The sequence below is a fragment of the Rhizobium sp. Nf11,1 genome, from assembly GCF_050587665.1.
Classification (GTDB): domain Bacteria; phylum Pseudomonadota; class Alphaproteobacteria; order Rhizobiales; family Rhizobiaceae; genus Rhizobium.
In genome coordinates this window covers 35,464-57,276 of the sequence record NZ_JBOBHU010000011.1, presented here as the reverse complement: position 1 = coordinate 57,276, position 21,813 = coordinate 35,464, and the positions used below count along the sequence as shown (strand labels likewise).

General features: G+C 62.2%; 20 protein-coding genes. 10 read left to right on the top strand and 10 right to left on the bottom strand.

Going from position 1 to position 21,813, the window contains the following annotated elements; all coding sequences use genetic code 11:
• The first annotated feature begins 136 nt into the window (after positions 1-136).
• A complete protein-coding gene (locus tag ACQ7C1_RS17585) occupies positions 137-1,681 on the top strand; it encodes an acid phosphatase (protein WP_430959210.1) in 1,545 nt (514 codons plus the stop codon).
• Positions 1,682-1,736: 55 nt separating this feature from the next.
• Here ACQ7C1_RS17585 and ACQ7C1_RS17580 read toward each other — a convergent pair whose 3' ends face one another.
• Entirely contained in the window at positions 1,737-2,495 is a 759-nt protein-coding gene (locus tag ACQ7C1_RS17580) for an IclR family transcriptional regulator domain-containing protein (RefSeq protein ID WP_430959209.1), read from the bottom strand.
• Between the two features lie 131 nt (positions 2,496-2,626).
• On the opposite strand from ACQ7C1_RS17580, the gene ACQ7C1_RS17575 reads away from it, so the two are divergent.
• The 3 genes from ACQ7C1_RS17575 to pcaF are packed head-to-tail and all read left to right on the top strand — an operon-like array spanning position 2,627 to position 5,236.
• Entirely contained in the window at positions 2,627-3,334 is a 708-nt protein-coding gene (locus tag ACQ7C1_RS17575; RefSeq protein ID WP_430959208.1) for a 3-oxoacid CoA-transferase subunit A, read from the top strand.
• The gene (locus ACQ7C1_RS17570) at positions 3,331-4,020 is read left to right on the top strand and encodes a CoA transferase subunit B (RefSeq protein ID WP_430959207.1); all 690 of its coding nucleotides are present in this window, start codon (positions 3,331-3,333) and stop codon (positions 4,018-4,020) included. Before ACQ7C1_RS17575 ends, ACQ7C1_RS17570 begins: the two co-directional genes overlap by 4 nt.
• Positions 4,021-4,030: 10 nt before the next feature.
• Positions 4,031-5,236: a 3-oxoadipyl-CoA thiolase gene (pcaF, locus tag ACQ7C1_RS17565; RefSeq protein ID WP_430959206.1), complete on the top strand. Its 1,206-nt coding sequence runs from the start codon at positions 4,031-4,033 to the stop codon at positions 5,234-5,236.
• 176 nt (positions 5,237-5,412) lie between these two features.
• On the opposite strand, the gene ACQ7C1_RS17560 is transcribed toward pcaF, so the two are convergent.
• On the bottom strand, positions 5,413-6,348 hold the full coding sequence (locus ACQ7C1_RS17560) for a transglutaminase domain-containing protein (protein ID WP_430959205.1): 936 nt from the start codon (positions 6,346-6,348) through the stop codon (positions 5,413-5,415).
• A gap of 259 nt (positions 6,349-6,607) precedes the next feature.
• On the opposite strand from ACQ7C1_RS17560, the gene ACQ7C1_RS17555 reads away from it, so the two are divergent.
• From ACQ7C1_RS17555 to ACQ7C1_RS17535, 5 genes are all read left to right on the top strand, one after another.
• Positions 6,608-7,090: a GNAT family N-acetyltransferase gene (locus ACQ7C1_RS17555; protein WP_430959204.1), complete on the top strand. Its 483-nt coding sequence runs from the start codon at positions 6,608-6,610 to the stop codon at positions 7,088-7,090.
• A gap of 134 nt (positions 7,091-7,224) precedes the next feature.
• Positions 7,225-8,439 (top strand): MFS transporter, encoded by a 1,215-nt coding sequence (locus tag ACQ7C1_RS17550; protein WP_430959203.1) that lies wholly within the window; start codon positions 7,225-7,227, stop codon positions 8,437-8,439.
• Positions 8,440-8,821: 382 nt separating this feature from the next.
• Entirely contained in the window at positions 8,822-9,616 is a 795-nt protein-coding gene (locus ACQ7C1_RS17545) for an SDR family NAD(P)-dependent oxidoreductase (RefSeq protein ID WP_430959202.1), read from the top strand.
• Between the two features lie 102 nt (positions 9,617-9,718).
• Positions 9,719-11,875, top strand: coding sequence for a glycogen debranching protein GlgX (gene glgX / locus ACQ7C1_RS17540; protein ID WP_430959201.1), 2,157 nt, complete (start codon positions 9,719-9,721; stop codon positions 11,873-11,875).
• Between the two features lie 15 nt (positions 11,876-11,890).
• Positions 11,891-12,928 carry a DNA topoisomerase IB gene (locus tag ACQ7C1_RS17535; RefSeq protein WP_430959200.1) on the top strand — a complete coding sequence of 346 codons (1,038 nt, stop codon included), beginning with the start codon at positions 11,891-11,893 and terminating at the stop codon, positions 12,926-12,928.
• Here the strand turns inward: ACQ7C1_RS17535 and ACQ7C1_RS17530 are convergent.
• The 3 genes from ACQ7C1_RS17530 to ACQ7C1_RS17520 form a co-directional block, all read right to left on the bottom strand.
• Positions 12,901-13,626, bottom strand: coding sequence for a glutathione S-transferase (locus ACQ7C1_RS17530; protein WP_430959199.1), 726 nt, complete (start codon positions 13,624-13,626; stop codon positions 12,901-12,903). The genes ACQ7C1_RS17535 and ACQ7C1_RS17530 overlap by 28 nt on opposite strands.
• Before the next feature lie 2 nt (positions 13,627-13,628).
• On the bottom strand, positions 13,629-13,919 hold the full coding sequence (locus ACQ7C1_RS17525) for a DUF3175 domain-containing protein (RefSeq protein ID WP_430959198.1): 291 nt from the start codon (positions 13,917-13,919) through the stop codon (positions 13,629-13,631).
• A gap of 112 nt (positions 13,920-14,031) precedes the next feature.
• The gene (locus ACQ7C1_RS17520; protein ID WP_302749270.1) at positions 14,032-14,346 is read right to left on the bottom strand and encodes a plasmid stabilization protein; all 315 of its coding nucleotides are present in this window, start codon (positions 14,344-14,346) and stop codon (positions 14,032-14,034) included.
• A 177-nt stretch (positions 14,347-14,523) separates the two neighbouring features.
• Here ACQ7C1_RS17520 and ACQ7C1_RS17515 point away from each other — a divergent pair, with 177 nt between their 5' ends.
• Positions 14,524-14,913 (top strand): hypothetical protein, encoded by a 390-nt coding sequence (locus tag ACQ7C1_RS17515; RefSeq protein ID WP_430959197.1) that lies wholly within the window; start codon positions 14,524-14,526, stop codon positions 14,911-14,913.
• Here the strand turns inward: ACQ7C1_RS17515 and ACQ7C1_RS17510 are convergent.
• From ACQ7C1_RS17510 to ACQ7C1_RS17490, 5 genes are all read right to left on the bottom strand, one after another.
• Positions 14,910-17,645: a response regulator gene (locus tag ACQ7C1_RS17510; protein WP_430959196.1), complete on the bottom strand. Its 2,736-nt coding sequence runs from the start codon at positions 17,643-17,645 to the stop codon at positions 14,910-14,912. The two genes, ACQ7C1_RS17515 and ACQ7C1_RS17510, sit on opposite strands and share 4 nt — an antisense overlap.
• Positions 17,646-17,852: 207 nt before the next feature.
• Positions 17,853-18,524, bottom strand: coding sequence for a hypothetical protein (locus ACQ7C1_RS17505; RefSeq protein ID WP_430959195.1), 672 nt, complete (start codon positions 18,522-18,524; stop codon positions 17,853-17,855).
• 36 nt (positions 18,525-18,560) lie between these two features.
• A complete protein-coding gene (locus ACQ7C1_RS17500) occupies positions 18,561-19,340 on the bottom strand; it encodes a sulfite exporter TauE/SafE family protein (RefSeq protein ID WP_430959194.1) in 780 nt (259 codons plus the stop codon).
• 64 nt (positions 19,341-19,404) lie between these two features.
• Positions 19,405-20,283: an MBL fold metallo-hydrolase gene (locus ACQ7C1_RS17495; RefSeq protein ID WP_430959193.1), complete on the bottom strand. Its 879-nt coding sequence runs from the start codon at positions 20,281-20,283 to the stop codon at positions 19,405-19,407.
• The gene (locus ACQ7C1_RS17490) at positions 20,276-21,775 is read right to left on the bottom strand and encodes an aminotransferase class V-fold PLP-dependent enzyme (protein ID WP_430959192.1); all 1,500 of its coding nucleotides are present in this window, start codon (positions 21,773-21,775) and stop codon (positions 20,276-20,278) included. The genes ACQ7C1_RS17495 and ACQ7C1_RS17490 overlap by 8 nt, the downstream gene beginning before the upstream one ends.
• Between the last annotated feature and the right edge of the window lie 38 nt (positions 21,776-21,813).

Sequence of the window (21,813 nt, the reverse complement as noted above, 5' to 3'; positions counted from 1 at the left end):
TGATGACGGCTGTTGTCGTGCCACCGCTGTAACCTTGCTGTCACAAAGTTGATGGAAGGCGGGACTAGCGTCGGTGCGCCCCCCGAGCGGCCCCCGCTCCCTCTAGCCAATGCCCCCTAGCCATGAGGTAACCCCCGTGAAAAGCCTGAAACGCCTCGCCTCGCTCTGTCTCGCCGGATCGGCCATGATGCCGCTCACTATCGCGGCCTCCGCCCATGCCGCGCCCGCCGGTTACGACAAGATCGGCAATATTGTCGTCATCTATGCCGAAAACCGCAGCTTCGATAATCTCTATGGCGGCTTTCCCGGCGCCAACGGCCTTGCCAATGTCGGCGCCGGTCAGGACCGCCAGCTCGACCGCGACGGCAAGCCGCTCGCCGAACTGCCGCCGGCCTGGGGCGGCCTGACCGCCAAAGGCGTGACGCCTGCGATCACCGAGGCGCAGTCGGCCCATCTTGCCAATGCCAGCTTTGCGATCGACGATCCCAAGGGGTTTGCGCAGGCGCCGACGATCGTCACCCGCGATCTCTGGCATCGCTTCTATCAGGAGCAGATGCAGATCGACGGCGGCAAGAACGACAAATTCGTCGCCTGGGCCGATTCCGGCAGCCTGGTCATGGGCCATTATGACGGCTCGATCCTGCCGATGTGGCAGGTCGCGAAAAAATACGTGCTCGCCGACAATTTCTTCCAGGGCGCTTTCGGCGGCTCCTTCCTCAACCATTTCGCGCTGGCCTGCGCCTGCGCGCCCTTTTATCCCGATGCCGACAAGAGCCCGGCAAAGCCTGTCATCGCCAAGGTCGATGCCGACGGCACCTCGCTTGTTGTCGCCGACAACGCGCCGAAATCGGCGCTGCAGGGGGCGCCGAAATTCGTCTCCGACGGCACGCTGACCCCAGACTTCTACGCCGTCAACACCATGCAGCCGCCCTATCAGCCGAGCGCCAATCCGCCGGCCAAGGACGGCGATCCGGCCTATGCCGATCCCAATGCGGCGACGACTTTGCCGCCGCAGCATGAGACCACCATCGGCGATCTCCTGTCGCAGAAGGGCGTCAGCTGGGCCTGGTATGGCGGCGCCTGGCAGGCGGCGCTCGACGGCAAAAACGCCACACCGGTGCCGAACTTCCAGTTCCACCACCAGCCCTTCAATTATTTCGCCAATTTCGCCCCCGGCACACCCGCTCGCGCCGACCATCTCAAGGATGGCGGCCTGGCCGGCGAGGCGTTCCTGCGGGACATCGACGCCGGCAAGCTGCCGGCGGTGTCCTTCTACAAGCCGCAGGGCAATCTCAACGAACATGGTGGTTATGCCGATGTATCAAGCGGCGACCAGCATCTTGCCGATGTCGTCGCCCATCTCGAGAAGAGCCCGCAATGGGGCCATATGCTCGTCATCGTCACCTATGACGAGAATGGCGGCTTCTGGGATCACGTCGCGCCGCCGAAGGCCGACCGCTGGGGTCCGGGCAACCGCGTCCCGGCCGTGATCATTTCGCCCTTCGCCAAGGCCGGCACGGTCGATCATACCCAGTACGACACGACCTCGATAATCCGGCTGATCACGACGCGTTACGACCTGCCGGTGCTGCCCGGCATCGCCGCCCGCGACAAGGCGCTCAGCGACAATGGCGAGCCGCCGATGGGCGATCTCACAGCCGCGCTCGATCTGACGCATTGACTTTTCGTCTAGCGGCTCCGGTTCCGGCCGGGGCCGTTCGCCTTTCGGCTTGCCGTTATCGGCGCAGCAGCGGCCGCAACGCCGCTTGCGTTTCCTTCAACAGCTTGAGATAGCGCGCCTTCATCTCGGCGGCCGGGACGAGCGCGGCCGGCGCGCCGATATTGATCGCCGCGATCGTTTCGCCGCGGTCGTTTTCGACTGGCACGGCGATCGAGCAGAGGCCGATCTCCAGCTCCTGATCGATGACGGCGCAGCCTTCTGCGCGCACCCGGCGGAATTCTTCGATGAGTTCGTCCGGATCGGTTTTGGTATTGGCCGTGTTCTGCTTCAGCTCGCTCCTGGCCAGGATGGCGCGCGCCTCTGTCTCCGATAGGGCCGCCAGCAGCACCCGGCCCATCGAGGCGCAATAGGCCGGCAGGCGGCTGCCGGGGGTCAGATTGATCGACATCACCCGGCGCTGCGCGGCGCGGGCGATATAGACGATCTCGGTGCCGTCGAGCACCGAGGCCGAGGCGCTCTGGCCGGCCTGTTCCGAGAGCTGATCGAGATGCGGCTGCAACAGCGCCGGCAGCGGCGTTGCCGCCAGATAGGCATGGCCGAGCCGCAGGATCTTCGGCGTCAGCGTGAAGAACTTGCCGTCATAATCGGCATAACCGAGCTCGGCGAGCGTCAGCAGCGAACGCCGCACCGTGGCGCGGTCGAGCTCTGTCAGCTTCGATGCCTCGGCGATGGAAAGCCGCTGCCGCGTTTCACCGAAGGCTTCGATGACTTTCAGGCCGCGGGCAAAGCCGCTGACGAAATCGGTTTCACGCATGGGTTCGATTCTCCTCTTAACAAGTGAGCATGTGCGATATATGAACAAATGTCAAATAACGCACAAAATGCCTTGCCGTTGCTCCTGCTGCGTTTTATTTCTGATGACAAGGAAAGGCTGAGGAGATCCCCATGGACAAGACAATCGCGAGCACGGCTGAGGCCGTCTCCGAGATCGGCGACGGCGCCACCGTCATGATCGGCGGCTTCGGCGGCTCCGGCGCGCCGATCGAGCTGATCCATGCCCTGATCGACAAGGGCCCGAAAAACTTGACTGTGATCAACAACAATGCCGGTAACGGCCGCATCGGCATCGCCGCGATGATTGACGCCGGCTTGGTCCGGAAAATGATCTGCTCGTTCCCGCGCTCCTCGGATCCGCGCGCCTTCACCGAAAAATATCTGGCCGGCGAAATCGAGCTCGAACTGGTGCCGCAGGGCACGCTCGCCGAGCGCATCCGCGCCGGCGGCTCCGGCATTCCGGCCTTTTATACGCCGACCGGCTACGGCACCGAACTCGCGGAAGGCAAGGTCATCGCCGAATTCGACGGCCGTCACTATGTGCAGGAGCGCTGGCTGAAAGCCGATTTCGCCATCGTCAAGGCTGCGGTCGGCGATGTCCACGGCAACCTCACCTACAACAAGGCCGGCCGCAATTTTAATCCGCTGATGTGCATGGCGGCGGCCAGGACGATCGCCCAGGTCTCCTCGATCGTGCCGGCCGGCGGCATCGATCCCGAGCATGTCGTCACCCCCGGCATCTTCGTCGACCGCGTCGTCGCCGTCCCCCATCCGCAGCAGGAAGAAGAGCTCATCCGAGCCGGAGTGGTCTACGTATGACCGTCGATATCAGGGACGACATCAAACTTTCCAATGCGCAGATCGCCTGGCGCGCGGCGCAGGACATTGCTGACGGCGCCTATGTCAATCTCGGCATCGGCTTTCCCGAAATGGTCGCCCGCTATCAGCCGCCCGGCCGTCAGGCGATCTTCCACACCGAAAACGGCATCCTCAATTTTGGCGAGCCGCCGGCCGAAGGTGAAGAGGACTGGGATCTGATCAACGCCGGCAAGAAGGCGGTGACGCTGAAGCCGGGTGCGGCCTTCTTCCACCATGCCGACAGCTTCGCCATGGTGCGCGGCGGCCATCTCGACGTCGCCATCCTCGGCGCCTATCAGGTCGCGGAGAATGGGGATCTTGCCAATTGGCGGGTCGGCAGCAAGGGCGTGCCGGCCGTCGGCGGCGCCATGGACCTGGTGCATGGCGCCAAGCAGGTCTGCGTCATCACCGAGCACGTCACCAAGACGGGCGAGCCGAAGCTGGTGGAGAAATGCAGCTTCCCGCTGACCGGCGTCGCCTGCATCACCCGCGTCTATACCAGCCACGCCGTCATCGACATCCTCGACGGGCGCTTCGTCCTGCGCGAGAAGCTCGCCGCCATGTCGCTGGAAGAACTGCAGGCGATGACCGGGGCGCGACTGCATGTCGACCGCCCGGTGGCCGATCTCGTCGTTCCGAAACTCTGAAGGGAAAGCCATGACCGAAGCCTTCATCTGCGACTATATCAGGACGCCGATCGGCCGCTTCGCCGGCGCGCTTTCCCAGGTGCGGGCCGACGATCTCGGCGCCATCCCGCTGAAGGCGCTGATGGCGCGCAACGGCGCCGTCGACTGGGAAGCCGTCGACGACGTGATCTTCGGCTGCGCCAACCAGGCGGGCGAGGACAACCGCAACGTCGCCCGCATGTCGGCGCTGCTCGCCGGCCTGCCCGTCGCTGTCCCGGGCACGACGATCAACCGGCTCTGCGGCTCCGGCATGGATGCAGTGATGACGGCGGCGCGCGCCATCCGCGCCGGCGAGGCGGTACTGATGCTCGCCGGTGGCGTCGAAAGCATGTCGCGCGCGCCCTTTGTCATGCCGAAGGCCGAGACGGCTTTTTCTCGGGCAGCCGAAATTCACGACACGACGATCGGCTGGCGCTTTATCAACCCGCTGATGAAGAAGCAGTATGGGGTCGATTCCATGCCGGAGACCGGCGAGAACGTCGCCGAGGACTATCAGGTCAGCCGCGCCGATCAGGACGCCTTCGCGCTGTGCAGCCAGGGGAAGGCGGCGGCAGCCCAGGCGAGCGGACGGCTGGCGAAGGAGATCACGCCGGTGACCATCCCGCAGCGCAAGGGCGATCCGGTTGTGGTCGACAGGGACGAGCATCCTCGGGGGACGACGATCGAGGCTCTGGCGAAACTTGCCACTCCCTTCAAAAAAGAAGGCGGCACGGTGACGGCAGGCAACGCCTCCGGCGTCAATGACGGGGCGGCGGCGCTGATCGTCGCTTCCGAAGCGGCGGCGCGAAAATACGCCCTGACGCCGATCGCCCGCATCCTCGGCGGTGCTGCCGCCGCCGTACCACCAAGGGTCATGGGCGTGGGTCCGATCCCGGCCTCGCGCAAGCTGATGGCGCGGCTCGGCATGACACAGGAACAGTTCGACGTGATCGAACTCAACGAGGCCTTTGCCAGCCAGGGACTGGCGGTGCTGCGCGAACTCGGCATTGCCGATGACGACGCCCGCGTGAACCGCAATGGCGGCGCAATCGCGCTCGGCCATCCCTTAGGCATGTCGGGCGCCCGCATCACCGGCACGGCGGCGTTGGAACTTGCCGAAACCGGCGGACGCTATTCGCTGTCGACCATGTGCATCGGTGTCGGGCAGGGGATTGCGATCGCGCTCGAAAGGGTCTGAGCGCAAAACGCACGGCTGATATCGAGAGGCGCCCGCGTTTCCAGATGAAGGTGCTCCGTTGCCGCGGCACATCATTTTCAGGCGCGAAATCCTATTGGTGATGGATTCCGGTTGCGCGCCGATGGGGCATGGGCAGTGGGAAAGCAGGTGCTTTCGGTCTGAAAGTGTAGGCCGTCTTACTCGAATACGCTTTCCTGACGCCGTCGCAATGAGTTGAAGACCGTTTGCGGGAGCCGTAGTTTAGGCTCCTCGGAAAAACGCCGGCTCAACGCATCGAAATCTGCATCTGCATTGGCCGTAATCAAAGCGACCTCGTCAAAGAAATCCAGTTCGGAATGCGAAAGCGTCGCATTTATCGTGGGTTGTGCTCCCCAAACGTCCCAAGGCAGGACTTCGCGACCGTTGAGAGTGGCGAGATCTCTGATCAGGTTACCGGCGATGAACCACAGACCACGAAGCTGCTCAAACTCGATGCCGAACAGATTTGGATCGAGTTCTCCGCTGCGGCATCTGCGCCACGCCTCGGAAGCGGTCAGGAATTGGGCGCGCGGAACGTCAGTGATGTCGAAACCAATTCCGAGATTGCGGATGAAAACTTCGTCGAGCTGGCTGTCCAGCAGGGCCCAGCGCCCATCAGCCGCTTTCCAGTACTCACATACCCAATGATCCTCGAACTTGCCCGGATTGAAGTAGGTGGCGAAGCCTCCGCGACCACGGGCGGGAATTCCGTGCTGCCGAAGAATTGCGACGGACAGCAACATGTAATGGCGGCAGATTCCGACCAGACGCTTCTCGGGCGACCGGGCGACGGAGAGCGGACGGTCGTCGAGGACCAGCAACGCATCAAGCATTTTTTCCATCGGCCGGATGTGGCTTTCGCCGCGGCGCGCTTCGGGAACCCTGTAACCATAGAATGGTTCTGCGGCGTGCTCGTAGATCAGTAAGGCCTGCGCCGTGCGGGCAACGCCGGCCGGATCGGACGGCAGTATGTCGAGGAGCGCAGAATGGCGGCCGGGCGCGCTAAAGGCAGAATGCCTTGTATAATGTTCATGCTTGCGACGCTGCGCGCTGTCATCGCCCGCGCAAAGGGCAGAAAGAGTCTTGGTATTCATGATTAACCTCGTGCGGGTGGACTGCCATTACGCCTGTTCTGCCATGGGATCTAAAGGGGTGTTTGATCCTGGTTGCTGACATTTGCGCGCTCTTCGCCCTCCGCTCTGTTCATCAGGCCGCACCGCCGGCATAATGGCACTGAGCTTGTGCAGACCGGGCGCTGTCGGCAGGGTCCTTCGTAACCCGCACTTTATAACTGCCGCGATCTGAGCGCTCGCGGAACGTTGCGTGCCGCGATCTACTTCGATAGAAAACGTCATGCTGATCCGGCCCGCAAACAACGACGACCGCGGCGCAATCTGGCGGATCATCGGCCCGACGATCCGCGCCGGTGAGACCTATGCGCTCGACCGCGATCTCTCCGAAGCCGATGCGCTCGCCTACTGGATGGGAGCGGACCGCGAGACCTTCGTCGTGGAGGAGGACGGCGTCATCCTCGGTACCTATTACATCAAGGCCAATCAGGCCGGCGGCGGGCGCCACGTCTGCAATTGCGGCTACATGACCGATGCCGCTGCGAGCGGCCGCGGCGTCGCCCGCCGCATGCACGAACATTCGCTCGAGCATGCCCGGTCACGGGGCTTTCGGGCCATGCAGTTCAATTTCGTCGTCAGCAGCAATCGCCGCGCTGTCGCGCTGTGGCAATCCCTCGGCTTCGACATCGTCGGCCGGCTGCCCGGCGTCTTCCTGCATCCAACTGAGGGTTATGTTGACGCGTTGGTGATGTTCCGCACGCTCTAAATGGCCGGTGGAAAAAAGATGTGACGGCGCTGTCGAAATCGCAACGGTTCGAACGTCTTTAATCGCAAGGCGCGGAAAGCGGCGGATGGGCTGCACGCGTCGCGATCACTCTGTCGCCATGGAGGTATGAAGCCATGAGTGTTTCCTATCGTTGGGTCATCGTCGCCGTTGGTGCCCTGATGTCGTGCGTCGCCATTGGCGCAATGTTCTCGTTGGCGATTTTCCAGGAGCCGATCGCCACCGCCACCGGCTGGTCGCATGTCGGGATCGCCAGCGCCATGACGCTGAATTTCCTCGTCATGGGTCTCGGCGGTTTCCTCTGGGGTGCGGCGAGCGACCGTTTCGGCCCTCGCATCGTCGTGCTGGTCGGGTCCGTGCTGCTCGGCCTGGCCTTGGTGCTCGCCAGCCGCGCCGCAACACTCATCGAATTCCAGCTGACCTACGGCATCCTGGTCGGACTGGCCGCCAGCGCTTTCTTCGCGCCGATGATCGCCGCGACCACCGCCTGGTTCGACGTGAACCGCGGTCTTGCCGTGTCGCTGGTCTCGGCCGGCATGGGGGTAGCCCCGATGACGATTTCGCCCTTCGCCCGCTGGCTGATCTCGGCCTATGAATGGCGCCCTGCCATGTTGATCATCGGCATTGCCACCTGGGTGCTGCTGGTGCCGGCCGCCCTGCTGGTCAGGCGTCCGCCTGCCGAAGCCGTCGATGCCGGTACCGAATTTGCCGCGGCGGGCGCCCGGCCACAGCTCTCGAAAGTCTTCCGGTCACCGCAGTTCATCGTGCTCGGCCTCACCTTCTTTGCGTGCTGTGCGGCCCATTCCGGCCCGATCTTCCACATGGTGAATTATGCGACGATCTGCGGCGTCGCACCGATGGCGGCCGTCAGCATCTACAGTGTCGAAGGCCTGGCGGGCCTCGCCGGTCGGCTGCTCTATGGCAGTCTCGCCGACAGGATCGGCGTGAAGCCGGTCCTGGTCGCCGGCCTCCTGGTGCAGGCGGCCGCACTCGCGACCTATCTCCTGGTCAGCCAGTTGACGGAGTTCTATGCGCTCGCCATCGTCTTCGGCAGCGCCTATGGCGGCGTGATGCCGCTCTATGCGGTGCTGGCGCGGGAATATTTCGGCCAGCGCATCATCGGCACCGTGCTGGGTGCGGCGACGATGCTCTCCAGCCTCGGCATGGCCTTCGGGCCTCTGATCGGCGGCTGGATCTTCGATACCTTCGCCAATTATTCCTGGCTGTTCATCGGCTCCGCGATGGTCGGGCTCGGGGCTGCGGCGATCGCGCTCGCATTTCCGCCTCTTGGGCGCCGCGAACAGGAGGCGGTCTTGGGCGTGTCTTCTTGAGGGTGGAGATCGGCGAGGTCAGCCCCTCATCCGCCTGCCGGCACCGACCGGGGTCGAGCCACTGGTCTCGACCCGTCCTTCGGACCCCCGCACGCGGGGCGAAGGGACCATGTCGCAGTCTCTCCATTCTCCTCTGACCTCTCGCGTGGCACGTCCCCTCGCCCCCGTTTACGGGGGTCCACAGGACGGGTCGAGACCAGTGGCTCGACCCCGGTAAGGGTTAGGGTGAGGGGCAGCCAAGCGGTCCGAACCCATAGTCATGCCATCACCCACGACCCAAATCTCCCGCTTTCGTGCATTGCGCTTGGCCGATTTGGGCTGATAGACTTCCCTCGTCTGTTTCATCACCTATGTCCTTGTTTTTCGGGAGGCTGTCTTAGCCATGACAGAACTTGCTCAATTGCTCGCATCCATCAAATTGCCGGATCTCGCGGGCAAGGCCGTGCTGATTACCGGTGCCTCGACCGGCATTGGAGCGGCCGTCGCCCGCGCCTTTGCCGCCCAAGGTGCCAAGGTCGGGGTGCATTACAATGCCAGCCGGGAGCCGGCAGAGAGGCTTGCCGAGGAGATCCGCGCTGTCGGCGGCACCGTGCATCTGATCCAGGGCGACGTGTCGAGGGAGGGGGAGACGGAGCGTGTCGTCGAGGAGACGGCGAAGACCTTCGGCCATCTCGACGGGCTCATCAATAATGCCGGCGGCATGCTGGGGCGTAAGCCGACTTCCGAATATACAGACGCCCATTATGCCGCGGTGATGGACCTCAATGCCCGCTCGGTGCTGGCGGCGACGCGCGCGGCCCATCCCTGGCTGAAGAAACAGGGCGGCTTCATCATCAACACCACATCGATCGCCGCCCGCAACGGCGGCGGCAATGGCGCGGTCCTCTACGCCGCCTCCAAGGGCTTCGTCTCGACCATCACGCGCGGCCATGCCAAGGAGTTCGTCGCCGACAGGATCCGCGTCAACGCGGTGGCGCCAGGTGTGATCGCCACGCCCTTCCACGAGCGTTATACCAATGACGAACAGATGGAGCTGCAGCGCAGATCGATCCCGATGGGCTTCGTCGGCACATCTGAGGATTGCGTCGGAGCCTATCTCTTCCTCGCTTCGCCGACGCTCTCGGGCTACATCACCGGCCAGGTCATCGAGGTCAACGGCGGCCAGCTGATGCCGTAAACGCCTTGATCGGCAAACGACAGCGTCCGCTTTCCCCGGGGCTACGGAACTTTCGAACCACCTTCACGTTTCCCGCTTGGTCTTTTCATCAGGCGGGGCGCCATGAGCTTTTCATTTTCGGAACTCGACTTCCTCAAGCCGGAGCTGGGGGCGGAGTATACGGGTTCCGGCACTCATTTCGCCGTCTTCTCGGCGCATGCGGAACAGATCGAGCTCTGCCTGTTTTCCCCCGACGGAACGGACGAGATTGCCCGGCTGCCCCTGCCCAAGCGCGAGGGCGACATCTGGTCGGGCTATATCGCCGGTATCGGACCAGGCGCCGTCTATGGCTATCGCGCCCATGGCCCCTATGATCCGGGCGCCGGCCATCGCTTCAATCCGAACAAGTTGCTGCTCGATCCCTATGCCAAGCAGGTGACGGGCGAGCTGCAATGGCATGATGCGCTGTTCGGCTATCGGATCGGTGAGGACGATCTGACCTTCGACGACCGCGACAGTGCGCCCTTCATGGTCAAGGGCGTCGTGCAGGATCCTGATTTCGACTGGGCGGGGGAAGAGGCGATCCGCCGGCCCTGGACCGATACCATCATCTACGAAGCGCACGTGCGCGGCCTGACGATGACGCATCCGAAAGTGCACGACCGGCTGCGCGGGACCTTTCTCGGCATGTGCAGCGATCCGATCATCGATCATCTCGTCAAACTCGGCATTTCGGCGATCGAGCTGCTGCCGATCCAGTATTTCCTCGACGACCGCTATCTTATTGAAAAGAAGCTAAGGAACTATTGGGGCTATCAGACGCTCGGCTTCTTCGCGCCACAGGCGCGCTACCTGTCGAGTGACAAGATCACCGAGATCAAGACCATGGTGAAGAGGTTCCATGCGGCCGGGATCGAGGTCATCATGGACGTGGTCTACAATCATACGGCCGAAGGCAGCGAGAAAGGGCCGACGCTGTCCTTCCGCGGGCTCGACAATGCGAGCTATTACATCCTCTCTCCCGATGATCCCCGCCATACCTTCGATACGACGGGAACCGGCAACACGCTGAATGTCGCCAATCCGATGGTGATGCGCATGGTGCTCGACAGCCTGCGCTATTGGGTCGGCGTCATGCATATCGACGGTTTCCGTTTCGATCTTGCCAGCACACTCGGGCGACAGGATCTGGAATTCGACCGGCAGGGGCTGTTCTTCGGCGCCATTCGCCAGGATCCGATCCTTGCCGGCGTCAAGCTGATCGCCGAACCTTGGGATATCGGCGCGGGCGGGTATCAGGTCGGCGGTTTCCCGCACCCCTTCCGTGAGTGGAACGACAAGTTCCGCGACGACGTCCGCCGTTTCTGGAAGGGCGACGGCGGCATGGTTTCGGAGCTGGCGGCGCGCATCACCGGTTCGGCGCCGCAATTCAACCATTCCGATCGGGGCGCTACCTCCTCGATCAATCTTCTGTCGGCTCATGACGGCTTCACGCTGATGGATACGGTTTCCTTCGACGGCAAGCACAACGAGGCGAACGGCGAAGATAACAGGGACGGGCATTCGGATAATCATTCCGACAATATGGGCTTCGAGGGCGCCACCGATGATGCCGATATTAACGCGGCACGCGCACGCCGCCGCCGCAACATGATGGCGACGCTGATGCTTTCGCAGGGCGTGCCGATGATCCTGGCCGGCGACGAGCTCGGCAATAGCCAAGGCGGCAACAACAATGCTTATTGCCAGGATAATGAGATCGGCTGGACGAGTTGGGACGGGCTCGACGATCCCTTCCTCGATTTCTGCAGGCAAGCCGTCGCGTTCCGCAAGGCCCATCCCGTCCTGCGCCAGGAGCGGTTCCTGACCGGTGAGACCACCGAGGACGGGCGCATCGAGATCGCCTGGTACAAGCCGGACGGTAATTTCATGGACGATGCGGCCTGGAACGACGATGGATTGCAGGTCCTCGGCGTGTACTTCTCGAAGAGCGTGCACGCACTCGATACAGAGAAGATGGATGACCTCTTCCTCGTCTTCAACGCCGGCGGTGATTGCGAAGTTCATCTGCCCATCGTGAACGGACTGAAACAGTGGTCACGGGTTCTCGACACCGGGGCTGAGACCGGTGCTTTCGACGTACACGACGAGGTCAATCCCGTCATGGTCTATACCCAGAGCGTGGCCGTCTTCGCGCCAACAGGCCAGACCCAACCGCCGGAAGGGGCGACCAAAGCCCAGCGGCGCCGGTGGTTTCAGCTCGGCCGCTGGGGCAAATAGCAGGTCGCCAACAGCATGAATGCCGAAACAATTACCGAACTTGGCCTGATTTATGTCAGCGATACCGAACCGGGCATCCGCAGGCGAAGGAAAGGCAAGGGCTTCAGCTATGTGATGCCTGACGGCACGACGCTTTCCGATGAATCACAGCGGGCGCGCATCGGCGCGCTCGGACTGCCGCCAGCCTACGAGAATGTCTGGATCTGTCTCTACGAGAACGGTCATCTGCAGGCGACCGGTATCGATGCGCGCGGGCGCAAACAATATCGCTATCACAAGGACTGGCAATCGTTCCGCAGCGCCGGAAAATTCTACCAACTGATCGAATTCGGCCGGGCGCTGCCGAAGATCCGCCGCACCGTCCTGCGGCATCTCGACACCGGTGCCGAGGATGTCAAAGGCGTGCTGGCGGCTTTGACGACGCTGCTCGACGAGGCGCATCTGCGGGTCGGCAATCAGGCCTATGTCAGGGAGAACGGCACCTATGGCGCGACGACGCTCTTGAAGCGGCATCTGAAAATCGTCGACGGGCGGATCGAGCTCAAATTTCGGGCCAAGGGCGGCAAGCGCGTCCAGCGCAGTCTCAAGCATCCCAGGCTGCAGAAAATCCTGGAAGAGATTTCCGACCTTCCCGGCCGCCAGCTCTTCGTCTGGAAGGATGAAAGCGGCGTGCTGAAACCGGTCGACTCCGGCCGGCTGAATGCCTATTTGGCCGAAATATCGGGCATTCCGATCTCCGCCAAGACCTTCCGCACCTGGGCCGGATCGCTGGCGGCCTTCGGGGTCGCCCGCGAAAGGATCGTCGGCGGCGGACGGCCGACGGTGAAGGAAATGTCGGAGGCTGCGGCCGAGGCTCTGCACAATACGCCGGCGATCTCGCGCTCGAGCTATATCCATCCGGCAATCATCGCGCTGGCGGGCAATGATCATCCTTTGATCGAGGGCGGCAGCGAGCCGCTGCGGGGCTTACGGGCCGAAGAAAACAGGCTGCTTGATTTCCTCATACGCGAGACCGAGGGATCTCTTCAGCTCGCGGCGTCCAGTTCTGGGTAGTGCCTGAAAATCCCTTCCTCGTTGAAGGCGAGGCGGCGAGGGGAGGCGAGATAACGGGCGATGTTTGGCCGCTTCGCCACCGCATCATGAAGGGCAAGGAGAGCGGGGTATTCGGCCTTGCTCTTCTTCATGGCCTTGGGAAAGGCATAGGTGAGGCCCTCGATCACCTGAAAAAGCGAGAGGTCGACATAGGTGACCGCATTGCCGACTATATGATCGGCGCCTTTCGGATTGCGCTTCAGAACGCGCTCGAAATAACCGAGGAATTTGGGAATGCGGTCGCGGATGAATGCGGCCGAACGGGCTTTGGCTTCCTGCTTCTGGTCTTCGTAATAAAGCGACAGGTCGATCGGATGGTGGGTATCGTGCACTTCGGCAACGAAATCGGTGATGGTGAGCTGCAGGCCGTTGGTGACGTAGCGAAGGCTTTCGTCCTCCGGCGCAAGGCCGAGCTTCGGCCCGACGTAAAACAGGATGTTGGCGACATGCGGGATAATGAGGTCGCCGTCCTTCAGGAAGGGCGGAGCGAAGGGGATGTGCGGCTCGCCTTCGCTCTTCATGATCTCGAGCATGGCGCCCGTTCCCCGGCCGGGCTGACGCGTGACGTCGACATAGTCGGCGCCGGCTTCCTCCAGCGCCAAGCGCACAAATTCACCGCGGCCTTGAATGCCGTCCCAATAATAAAGCTCATATGCCATGTTCAATGCCTCGGTTGACGACCGAAGTCTTTTCGCAGTTCGTCCTTGGCTTTTTCAAGGGTGCCGCGCCGCTTTTTCGACAGCTGCCCGCCAGCGCGGTTTATGTAGAAGGTCAGCATCGACATGGCAGCGCGAAACGGGCTCGACTTACGGCGATCGGTCTCCTCGGCGGAGTGCTTGATCGATCGGGCAATTTTCTTCGGATCGTCCGATTTGAACACGCCTTCCTTGAGATCCATCGCGTTGCTGTGCTCGGTAACGTCCTGCGACCACTTCTTCTTCGATTTGGCCATGGTGAAAATCTCTTTTGCCGGACGGGCTGCAGATAGCTGGCGCCTGCCGTCCTCTTCTCGATTGGTTGGAGCATGGTGCCGCCCGAGACCGCTCACACTCTTCGGCACATGCTCAGTGATGGCTGTGGTGCTCGTTGCGCTTGCGTGTCGCGGCCGCCTTCTTGGCGGAAGCGGAACGCTCCTCCTTCGAGCGTGCCGCAGATGCAGCGCCGCCGGCCCGGCCGCCTTTTTTGGAGGATTCATGCGTATCCTTCTTGCCGCGGCCGGACCCGGATTTGTTGCCGCCGCCGCTTTCCTTGTTGACGGTCGCCCAGGCGCGCCGTTCGGCCTCCTTCTCAGAGACGCCGCGCTCCTCGTAGCTCTCCTCGATGTGTTCGGCCTTGCGTTTCTGCTTGTCGGTATAGTCGGATTTGTCTCCTCGCGGCATCTTCGCCTCCTGTGGTTTGCAAAGCGCTCGAACGCGATTTGTAAGAGAATCCAACCGGTGGGGAGGGGAAAAGTTCCCTATAGGGTCATTGTCCCAGATTTCGGAACAAAAGCCGATTTTGTCGGGTTTTCGATGGGCAAGCCTACTTAAGCCCGCATGCAGCAAGGAACGGAGAACATGGAAAAACACATCGTCAAAGCCGATGGAAACGGCACGATCGACGTGAACGGCCAGGTATCGCCGGTCACCTACACGGTAAGCTTCAAGGAAGGGAAGGGACATTCCTACGAGGTCGATATCCGCCTGATGGCGCCGCGCGACTGGCTGCTGCGGAGGGGCTTCAAGAGGGATGCCGTGCTTGTCAGCCAGAGCGGCGCCCGCATTCCCGTCTATCACAATGACGGTAGTCGTTACGACGGCGGCAGCCATCACGATGGCGACCATCATGACGACGGCCGCCTCGATCTTGGCGACACGATCTCGATCGAATTGACGGCGCGCGACGACAGCTGCACCAGCGAGGCCGACCTGATGCGCAAATATCCCGAGTTCGACGGTGCGGGTTAGGGCGGTTCAGCTTGGGAAAACTGGGCGGCTCTCTTGACCGCCCGGTCGAGCGCAGCGCTGGTGTAGGGTTTCATCAGCAGCACCGAGCCGGAGAAGCGAGCGGCGTCGGGCGGGTCGCTGTCGCCCGTGGCGAAGACCAGGCCGACGGAGGGAAAGGCTTCCCGCGCCTTGGCGGCAAAGGCCGAGCCCGACATGCCGGGCAGGCCGACGTCGACGACGATCACGTTGATGAGCGTGTGACCAAGGATATCAATGGCCTGTTCGCCGCTGCCCGCCTCGATGACGGCGTAGCCGAGATCCTGCAGGATTTCGGCGGTATCCATCCGGATGAATGCATCGTCTTCCACGAGCAGCAGCTTCAGCTTTCCGGCCGTGCCGGGAACCTTTGGATCGGGTTGCTTTGCATTGGACACCGGCGCATTGGCCTCTGCCTGGTGGCGTTGCGGCCGGTTGGCGAGCACCTGGCGGATCTTGCGGGCGAGCTCCTCGCGCGTATAGGGCTTGGAGAGCAGCTCCAGGCCTGGATCGAGCCTGCCGCCATGAACGATTGAGTTTTCCGTATAGCCCGAGGTGTAGAGCACGGCGATGTCGGGCAGGCGCTGTCGCGCCATGCGGGCAAGCTCCGGGCTGCGCAACGGACCGGGCATGACGACATCGGTAAAGAGCAGGTCGATGTGGGCACCGCTTTCGATGACGGTGAGGGCGCTTTGCGCATCCTTCGCCTTCAGCACGTAATAGCCGAGATCCGAGAGCATCTCGACGACCGTGGCGCGAACGCCCTCGTCGTCCTCGGCGACGAGGATGGTTTCGGTCCCACCGGTTGCCGGAAGGTTGTCGGCCGCCGCGGCGCGATCCTCGCTGCGCAACGAGCGGGCGAGGTAGAGTTTGACGGTCGTACCCTCGCCGATCTCGCTGTAGATCTTCACGTGACCGCCGGACTGCTTGACGAAACCGTAAACCATGGAGAGGCCGAGACCGGTGCCCTTGCCTTCCGGTTTTGTCGAAAAGAACGGCTCGAAGGCCTGCTCCATCACCTCTTGCGTCATCCCGGACCCTGTATCGGTGACGGCGAGCACGACATATTGGCCGGCCTTTACCTCGGGATGGGTGCGGCTGTAGGAATCATCGAGGAAGGCGTTGCCGACCTCGATCGTCAGCTTGCCGACACCATCCATTGCGTCGCGCGAGTTGATCGCGAGGTTGAGCAGGGCGTTCTCGATCTGAGCAGGATCGGCGAAGGTGTTCCAGAGGCCGCCGGAAACGATGGTCTCGACTTCAATTTCCTCGCCAAGCGCGCGACGCAGCATGTCGTCCATGCCGGTGACCAGGCGGCCGATATTGACGACCTTCGGCTCCAGCGGCTGGCGACGGCCGAAGGCGAGCAGCTGACTTGCCAGCCGCGAGCCGCGTTCGACGGCGGCCAGCGCATTCGCGATGCGCTCCTTTGCCCGGCCGTTCTCAGCCACGTCTTTGCCGAGAAGCTGCAGATTGCCGGAGATGACCTGCAGCAGATTATTGAAGTCATGGGCAACGCCGCCGGTGAGCTTGCCGATCGATTCCATCTTCTGCGACTGCCGGAGCGCCGCTTCGGCCTGCTGGCGATCGGCAATCTCGGCCGCGACCCGGACCTCGAGCATTTCATTGAGTTTGCGCAGCTGGTCTTCCATGTGGCGGCGCTGGTCGATTTCGATTTTGGCGGCGCGGAAGAGCCGAATATTGTCGATTGCCACGGCCGATTGGCCGGCGAGACTGATGAGGCTCGCCTCCGCTGCCTGCGAAAACCGGCCAGGCTCGCCGTGGCCGAAGAACAAACCGCCGATGACGCTGCCGTCGCGCGATTTCACCGGCACGGCAAGATAGCTCCTGACCGGCAGATGCCCCTCCGGCATCCCGGAATGCGGCAGATTCTGACCGTAGCGCGGGTCGAGCAGGATGTCGTCTGAACGCACGATGGCCTCGCCGCTGAAGGTCGGCTCAAAGACCTTGGTATTGCGGGGCATCGGGAATTTCTCGAAGTTCTTCCGGTCGACGCCGGAGAGCGCGTAAAGCATGTAGCTGCCGCCCTCTCCATCATCGACATTGTAGAAGAAGGCGCCGAATTCGGCGCCGGTCAGCGTCACGCCGGCATCGACGACAATCTGGGTGAGACGTTCGACATCGGGCTCGACGGTGATAGCTGCGCCCGCTCGGTTGACGACCGCAAGCGCCTCCGATTTGGCGCGCAGTTCCTCCAGCGCCAACTTCTCGCCCCGCTTGGCCGCCACCTGGTCCGTGACATCGAGGGTCGCACAGAGGATGCCGGCGATGGCGCCGTCATCGTCGCGCAACGGCGTATAGGAGAAGGTAAACCAGGTATCCTCGGTGCGGCCGTCCCGGCGCATCGGGATGAGCAGTTCCTTGAAGAGCTGAGGCCTGCCTTCAAGCGTGCTGGCGACGATTGGTGAGAATTGCTCCCAGATATCCGCCCAAACCTCGCGAAAGGGTCTCCCGAGTGCGGCAGGATGCCGGTCGGGGAAAACAGGCACGTAGGCATCATTGTAGAGAAAGGCGAGATCCGGACCCCAGGCGACGAATTTCGGCTGGCGCGAATTCAACACCATTTCGGCGATATGCTTGAGAGACGCAGGCCAGCTTTCGGCCGGTCCGAGACCGACGGCGTCAAAGGCCGGATGCCGCAACAATTCGCCGATTTTGCCGCCGCCTCTCGGCCAGCCGTTGCCGACGCTTCCCATTCAAAACCGCTTCCCTATCGCCGCCGCGCCGGTGCGAGCGGCAGCAATTCAAAGTTCTACAGCATTTCTTGGGCGCCTGAAAAGATGCGCGGCGCCGTAAGGGTTCAGCTCGTCCACCGTCAACATAGAGGCTTGCGATGGGAGGGAAAGGGTTCGGTTGAAATATCGTTGCCGCCCGGTATTCAGCGCTTTGTCATCGGGAAAAGTTCAGTGCTCGATCTGCTGCTCGGCGACGACGCTCGCGAGCACCTCGTCGCTGCCGTTAGGGTAGATGGGAAGATCGAGCGTCACCGCCTCTTTCAACCCATCGCGCTCGATCGTGAAGAATTTCCGGATACGTCCTTCACCATTCTGCTCGCCGGACGGTTTTGCCGCTTTTGTCGAAACAAGACTGTGCTCGAAGCCCGCGGCGTCGGTCCCGGCGAAGGCCATCGTGCAGCTCTCGACGGGCTTCTCGCCGACCATACCCCTTCCAACGACCAGGGCTTCGAAGGGTGCCGCGCTGCCCGCCCCGGTTATCCAGCCGTCGAATGCCACCGGCTCCGAAAGAGGAAGAATGCTCAACACCATATCGGCAGCAAGCGCCGGCCATTTGTTTCGGTGGGCGAGGGCGGCCGCGCGATCATACTGCGGCCCGCGGTTCAGACAGCGGTCGGCGAAGCGGCCGAATGAAGACAGAGCATCGTCCGCAAGAGCGTTGGTGAGAGGCACGAGCGCAATTGCTGCGGAAGCGAGCATAGTCTGAAGTCTTCGCATCGGCCTGATCCTCATCCCAACCAGTTTTGCTATCTCGACCGCGGCGACGGCGACGAGCACGAGGCCGGCCAAGCCGGCCGTCGCGCGCGAGACAGAGGCAAGCAATTGCGGATGCCTTCTCATCAGATAGGAAATCCTGTTCCGGAAGACCACGGCGAGCTACCCGAGGAGGGTGCTCCACGCCATGGCGATGCCGAAGGTGAGGATGGCGCCCGCAAAAACACTGTTGAGCGCATTTTGATAGGGCCTAACGCGGTGCACAAGGTTGCAGCCGAGGACGGCGCCGACCGCGCCTCCCCCGATGAAGACAGCGGCCAGCGGCCAGTCGACGAAGCCTGAGATGGAATAGGTGGCAGCCGTAGTCGAACCGAACGCCACGATCGCGACCAAAGAGGTCGACACCGCATTGATCGTCGGCATCCCGGTCGAAAACACCAGGCCGGGGACGATCAGGAAGCCACCGCCTATTCCGAAAAAGCCGGACACGACGCCGCTTCCACCACCGATCGCAAGAACCTTCGTGGTGTTCCGACGTTCGAAGACGCAGGTATTTTCGCTGGCGACGCTTATTCGACGCAGCATCAAAGTGGCGATGGCGATCATCAGCCCTGAGAAATACAAAAGCAGATGCTTCCCATCGAGTATCTTTCCGATCGATGCTCCGAGCAGCGCCCCGACGATTCCAGTCGCGCAGTAAAGTCCCGCATACCGCCATATCACTGTTCCTCGGCGCGCGTGCATGACCAGGCTGATCAACGCATTCGAAGCAACGGCAACGGCGCTGGTGGCAATGGCGGTATGGGCGTCGGTCAGTCCTACGGCATGAACAAGAAGCGGGACTGCAAGGATGGAGCCGCCACCGCCCAATAGGGCGAGGGTGAAGCCAACCAAGGCGCCGCTGAGAGTCCCCATGCCATATTGAAAAAGATCTAGCGCCATTTTTCAGGATCCTGCGTGAGCACAGAATGTTCAGTCAGCGGACGAGGTGCCGTAATCGGGTTGCTCAGGACCAGACGGAACCTTGAAAGGCACCTATCGGGAGCTTGAGGTAGCGAAGGCCGTTCTCTTCGGGTTCCGGTAGCCGGCCGCCGTTGATGTTGACCTGCAGCGCGTGAAGTATGAGCTTCGGCATTGACAGCGTCCGATCACGCGCCTCGCGAAGGGTGACGAACGCGTCAGCGCAAGCACATCGCGCAACATGGATGTTTTCCGCCCTCTGACGTTCCACTGTGCTTTCCCAGAGCGGCTGCCGGCCGCCGGGCTGATAGTCGTGTCCCACAAAGAGGCGCGTATCGCCGGGTAACGTCAGAATGTTCTGAATGCTCAACCAGAGTGACTTGGCGCTACCGCCTGGAAAATCTGCACGGGCAGTGCCGCTGTCAGGCATGAAGACAGTGTCATGAACGAACACGGCGTCGCCCGCCAGGTAGGTGATCGAGGCAAGAGTGTGGCCGGGCGAATACATGACGCCGACCTCGATGTTCCCAATCGAGAAGGTGTCTCCATCGAAGAAGAGCCGATCCCACTGGCTGCCGTCGACGGGAAGATCAGGCCAGTTGTAGATGTTCGACCAGATTTTCTGAACATCCGTGACGCGGCTCCCGATGGCCGTTGGCGCGCCCGTCCGCTCCTTCAGATAGGCGGCGGCCGAAAGGTGATCGGCATGCGGATGCGTGTCGAGGATCCAGTGCAGGCGCAGGTCCTGGTCCCGAATGTGGTCCAACAGCATCTCGGCGTTGTGGGTCGTCGTCGATCCTGACTTCTCATCGAAGTCGAGAACCGGATCGATGATCGCACAGGCCCTGGTTTGCGGATCGCTGACCACGTATTGGATTGAGGAGGTAGGCGGGTCGAAGAAGGCGGCGACATCAGGTTTACGCACAGGCCGCCTCCTGTCGACCGGACGCGACGGGCGAGAAAATCGCGCGCGCCGGATCGAAGGTGTATTGCCCGACATATGCCGATGCGTCCCGCGCGAGTTGCGCGACCGAATCCAGAATAAAGGCAACCGTTTCGTCCGATGCCAGGACGCTCAAGTTGAGCCGCGTGAATCCGGGTTTCTCGATTTCGTTGCCAGCCAAGATCGCCTGCCGCAGGCGCTGCGACGTCCGGGTGTCTATCGAAAGCAGCCGATGCACGTAGGGACCAGCGCAGGCGCAGCCGCCACGGGCCTGAATGCCAAATCGGTCGCTGAGCATGCGGGTGACCAATTGCTGGTGGATGTAGCCACCCTTGCCATCGCGCACGCGAAACGAAAAGATCGGCAAGCGTGCAATCGAGGTGGAGCCAAGCAATTCGATTTCCGAAACGTCCTTCCACGCGGTGAAGGCGCGCCGCGTGTACTCGTCGTTCAGCCGCTTGATTGCATCAAGTCCTATCGCGTCCTTGACCAGGAAGGCGAGCGCCGCACGGATGTCGCCGATGATGTTGGGTGTTCCCGCTTCCTCCCGAGACTCCAGGCTGTCGCTGTAATCGTGCCCCGTGGGTGACACGAATTTCACCGTGCCGCCACCGGGCCAGGATGGCTTGCTCGTCGCCACCGTGTCCTGCCGCACGACCAATACGCCAGAGGCCCCCGGGCCGCCCAGGAACTTGTGAGGTGACACGACGATCGCGTCGATTTCGGCTCCCTGCTCGGGCGTCATCGCAATCGGCACGTATGGTCCGGCCCCCGCGTAATCCCAGACGACTTTGGCGCCTGCAGCCTTTGCAATCTTCGTGAGCGCCGCAACGTCGGTCAGGATGCCAGTGACGTTCGATGCGGCAGAAAACGAGCAAACGGTGAAATCTGCGGGGGCATTCTCAAGGACCTTCTGCAACATGACCGGATCGGGACCACCGTCGTTGCCCTCGGCAATTTCGATGACCTCCGCCCCGCTCTCGCGCCAAGGCAGGATGTTCGAGTGGTGTTCATATGGGCCGAGGACGACGCGCACGCTTTTGCCGGCCGCGATCGTATCGGTGACCCCCAGCAGGTTCACGAGGCGATTGAGGCCCGCCGTCGCGCCGGATCCGGCAAAGATGACCGCATGCTGTCGATCGGCTCCGCAGAACTCGCCAATGATTGAGCGGGCTTCCCGTCGAAGCCGGGTCATCATTCCTCCGCAGTAGGACGCCTCGGTATGGCTGTTCGCGTAGTACGGAAGGACGTCTTCGAGGATGAATTCTTCGATCTGTCTGAGGGCGCGTCCCGAAGCCACATAGTCGGCATAGACGAGGTCCTTGGGGCCGAACGGGCCGTCGACCTTCACCTTTGAGCCTATCAGCCCCGCCCTAAACCTGCCGATGGGGTCATCTCGGTTGAGATCACTCTTGAACTTGCCGAGAACCGTGGAGAGTTCTTTTGATGGATAGCGCGCAGCCAGTTCGTGCATCGTCATTCTCCGCGAAAGATTTGACAACGATTCTAATC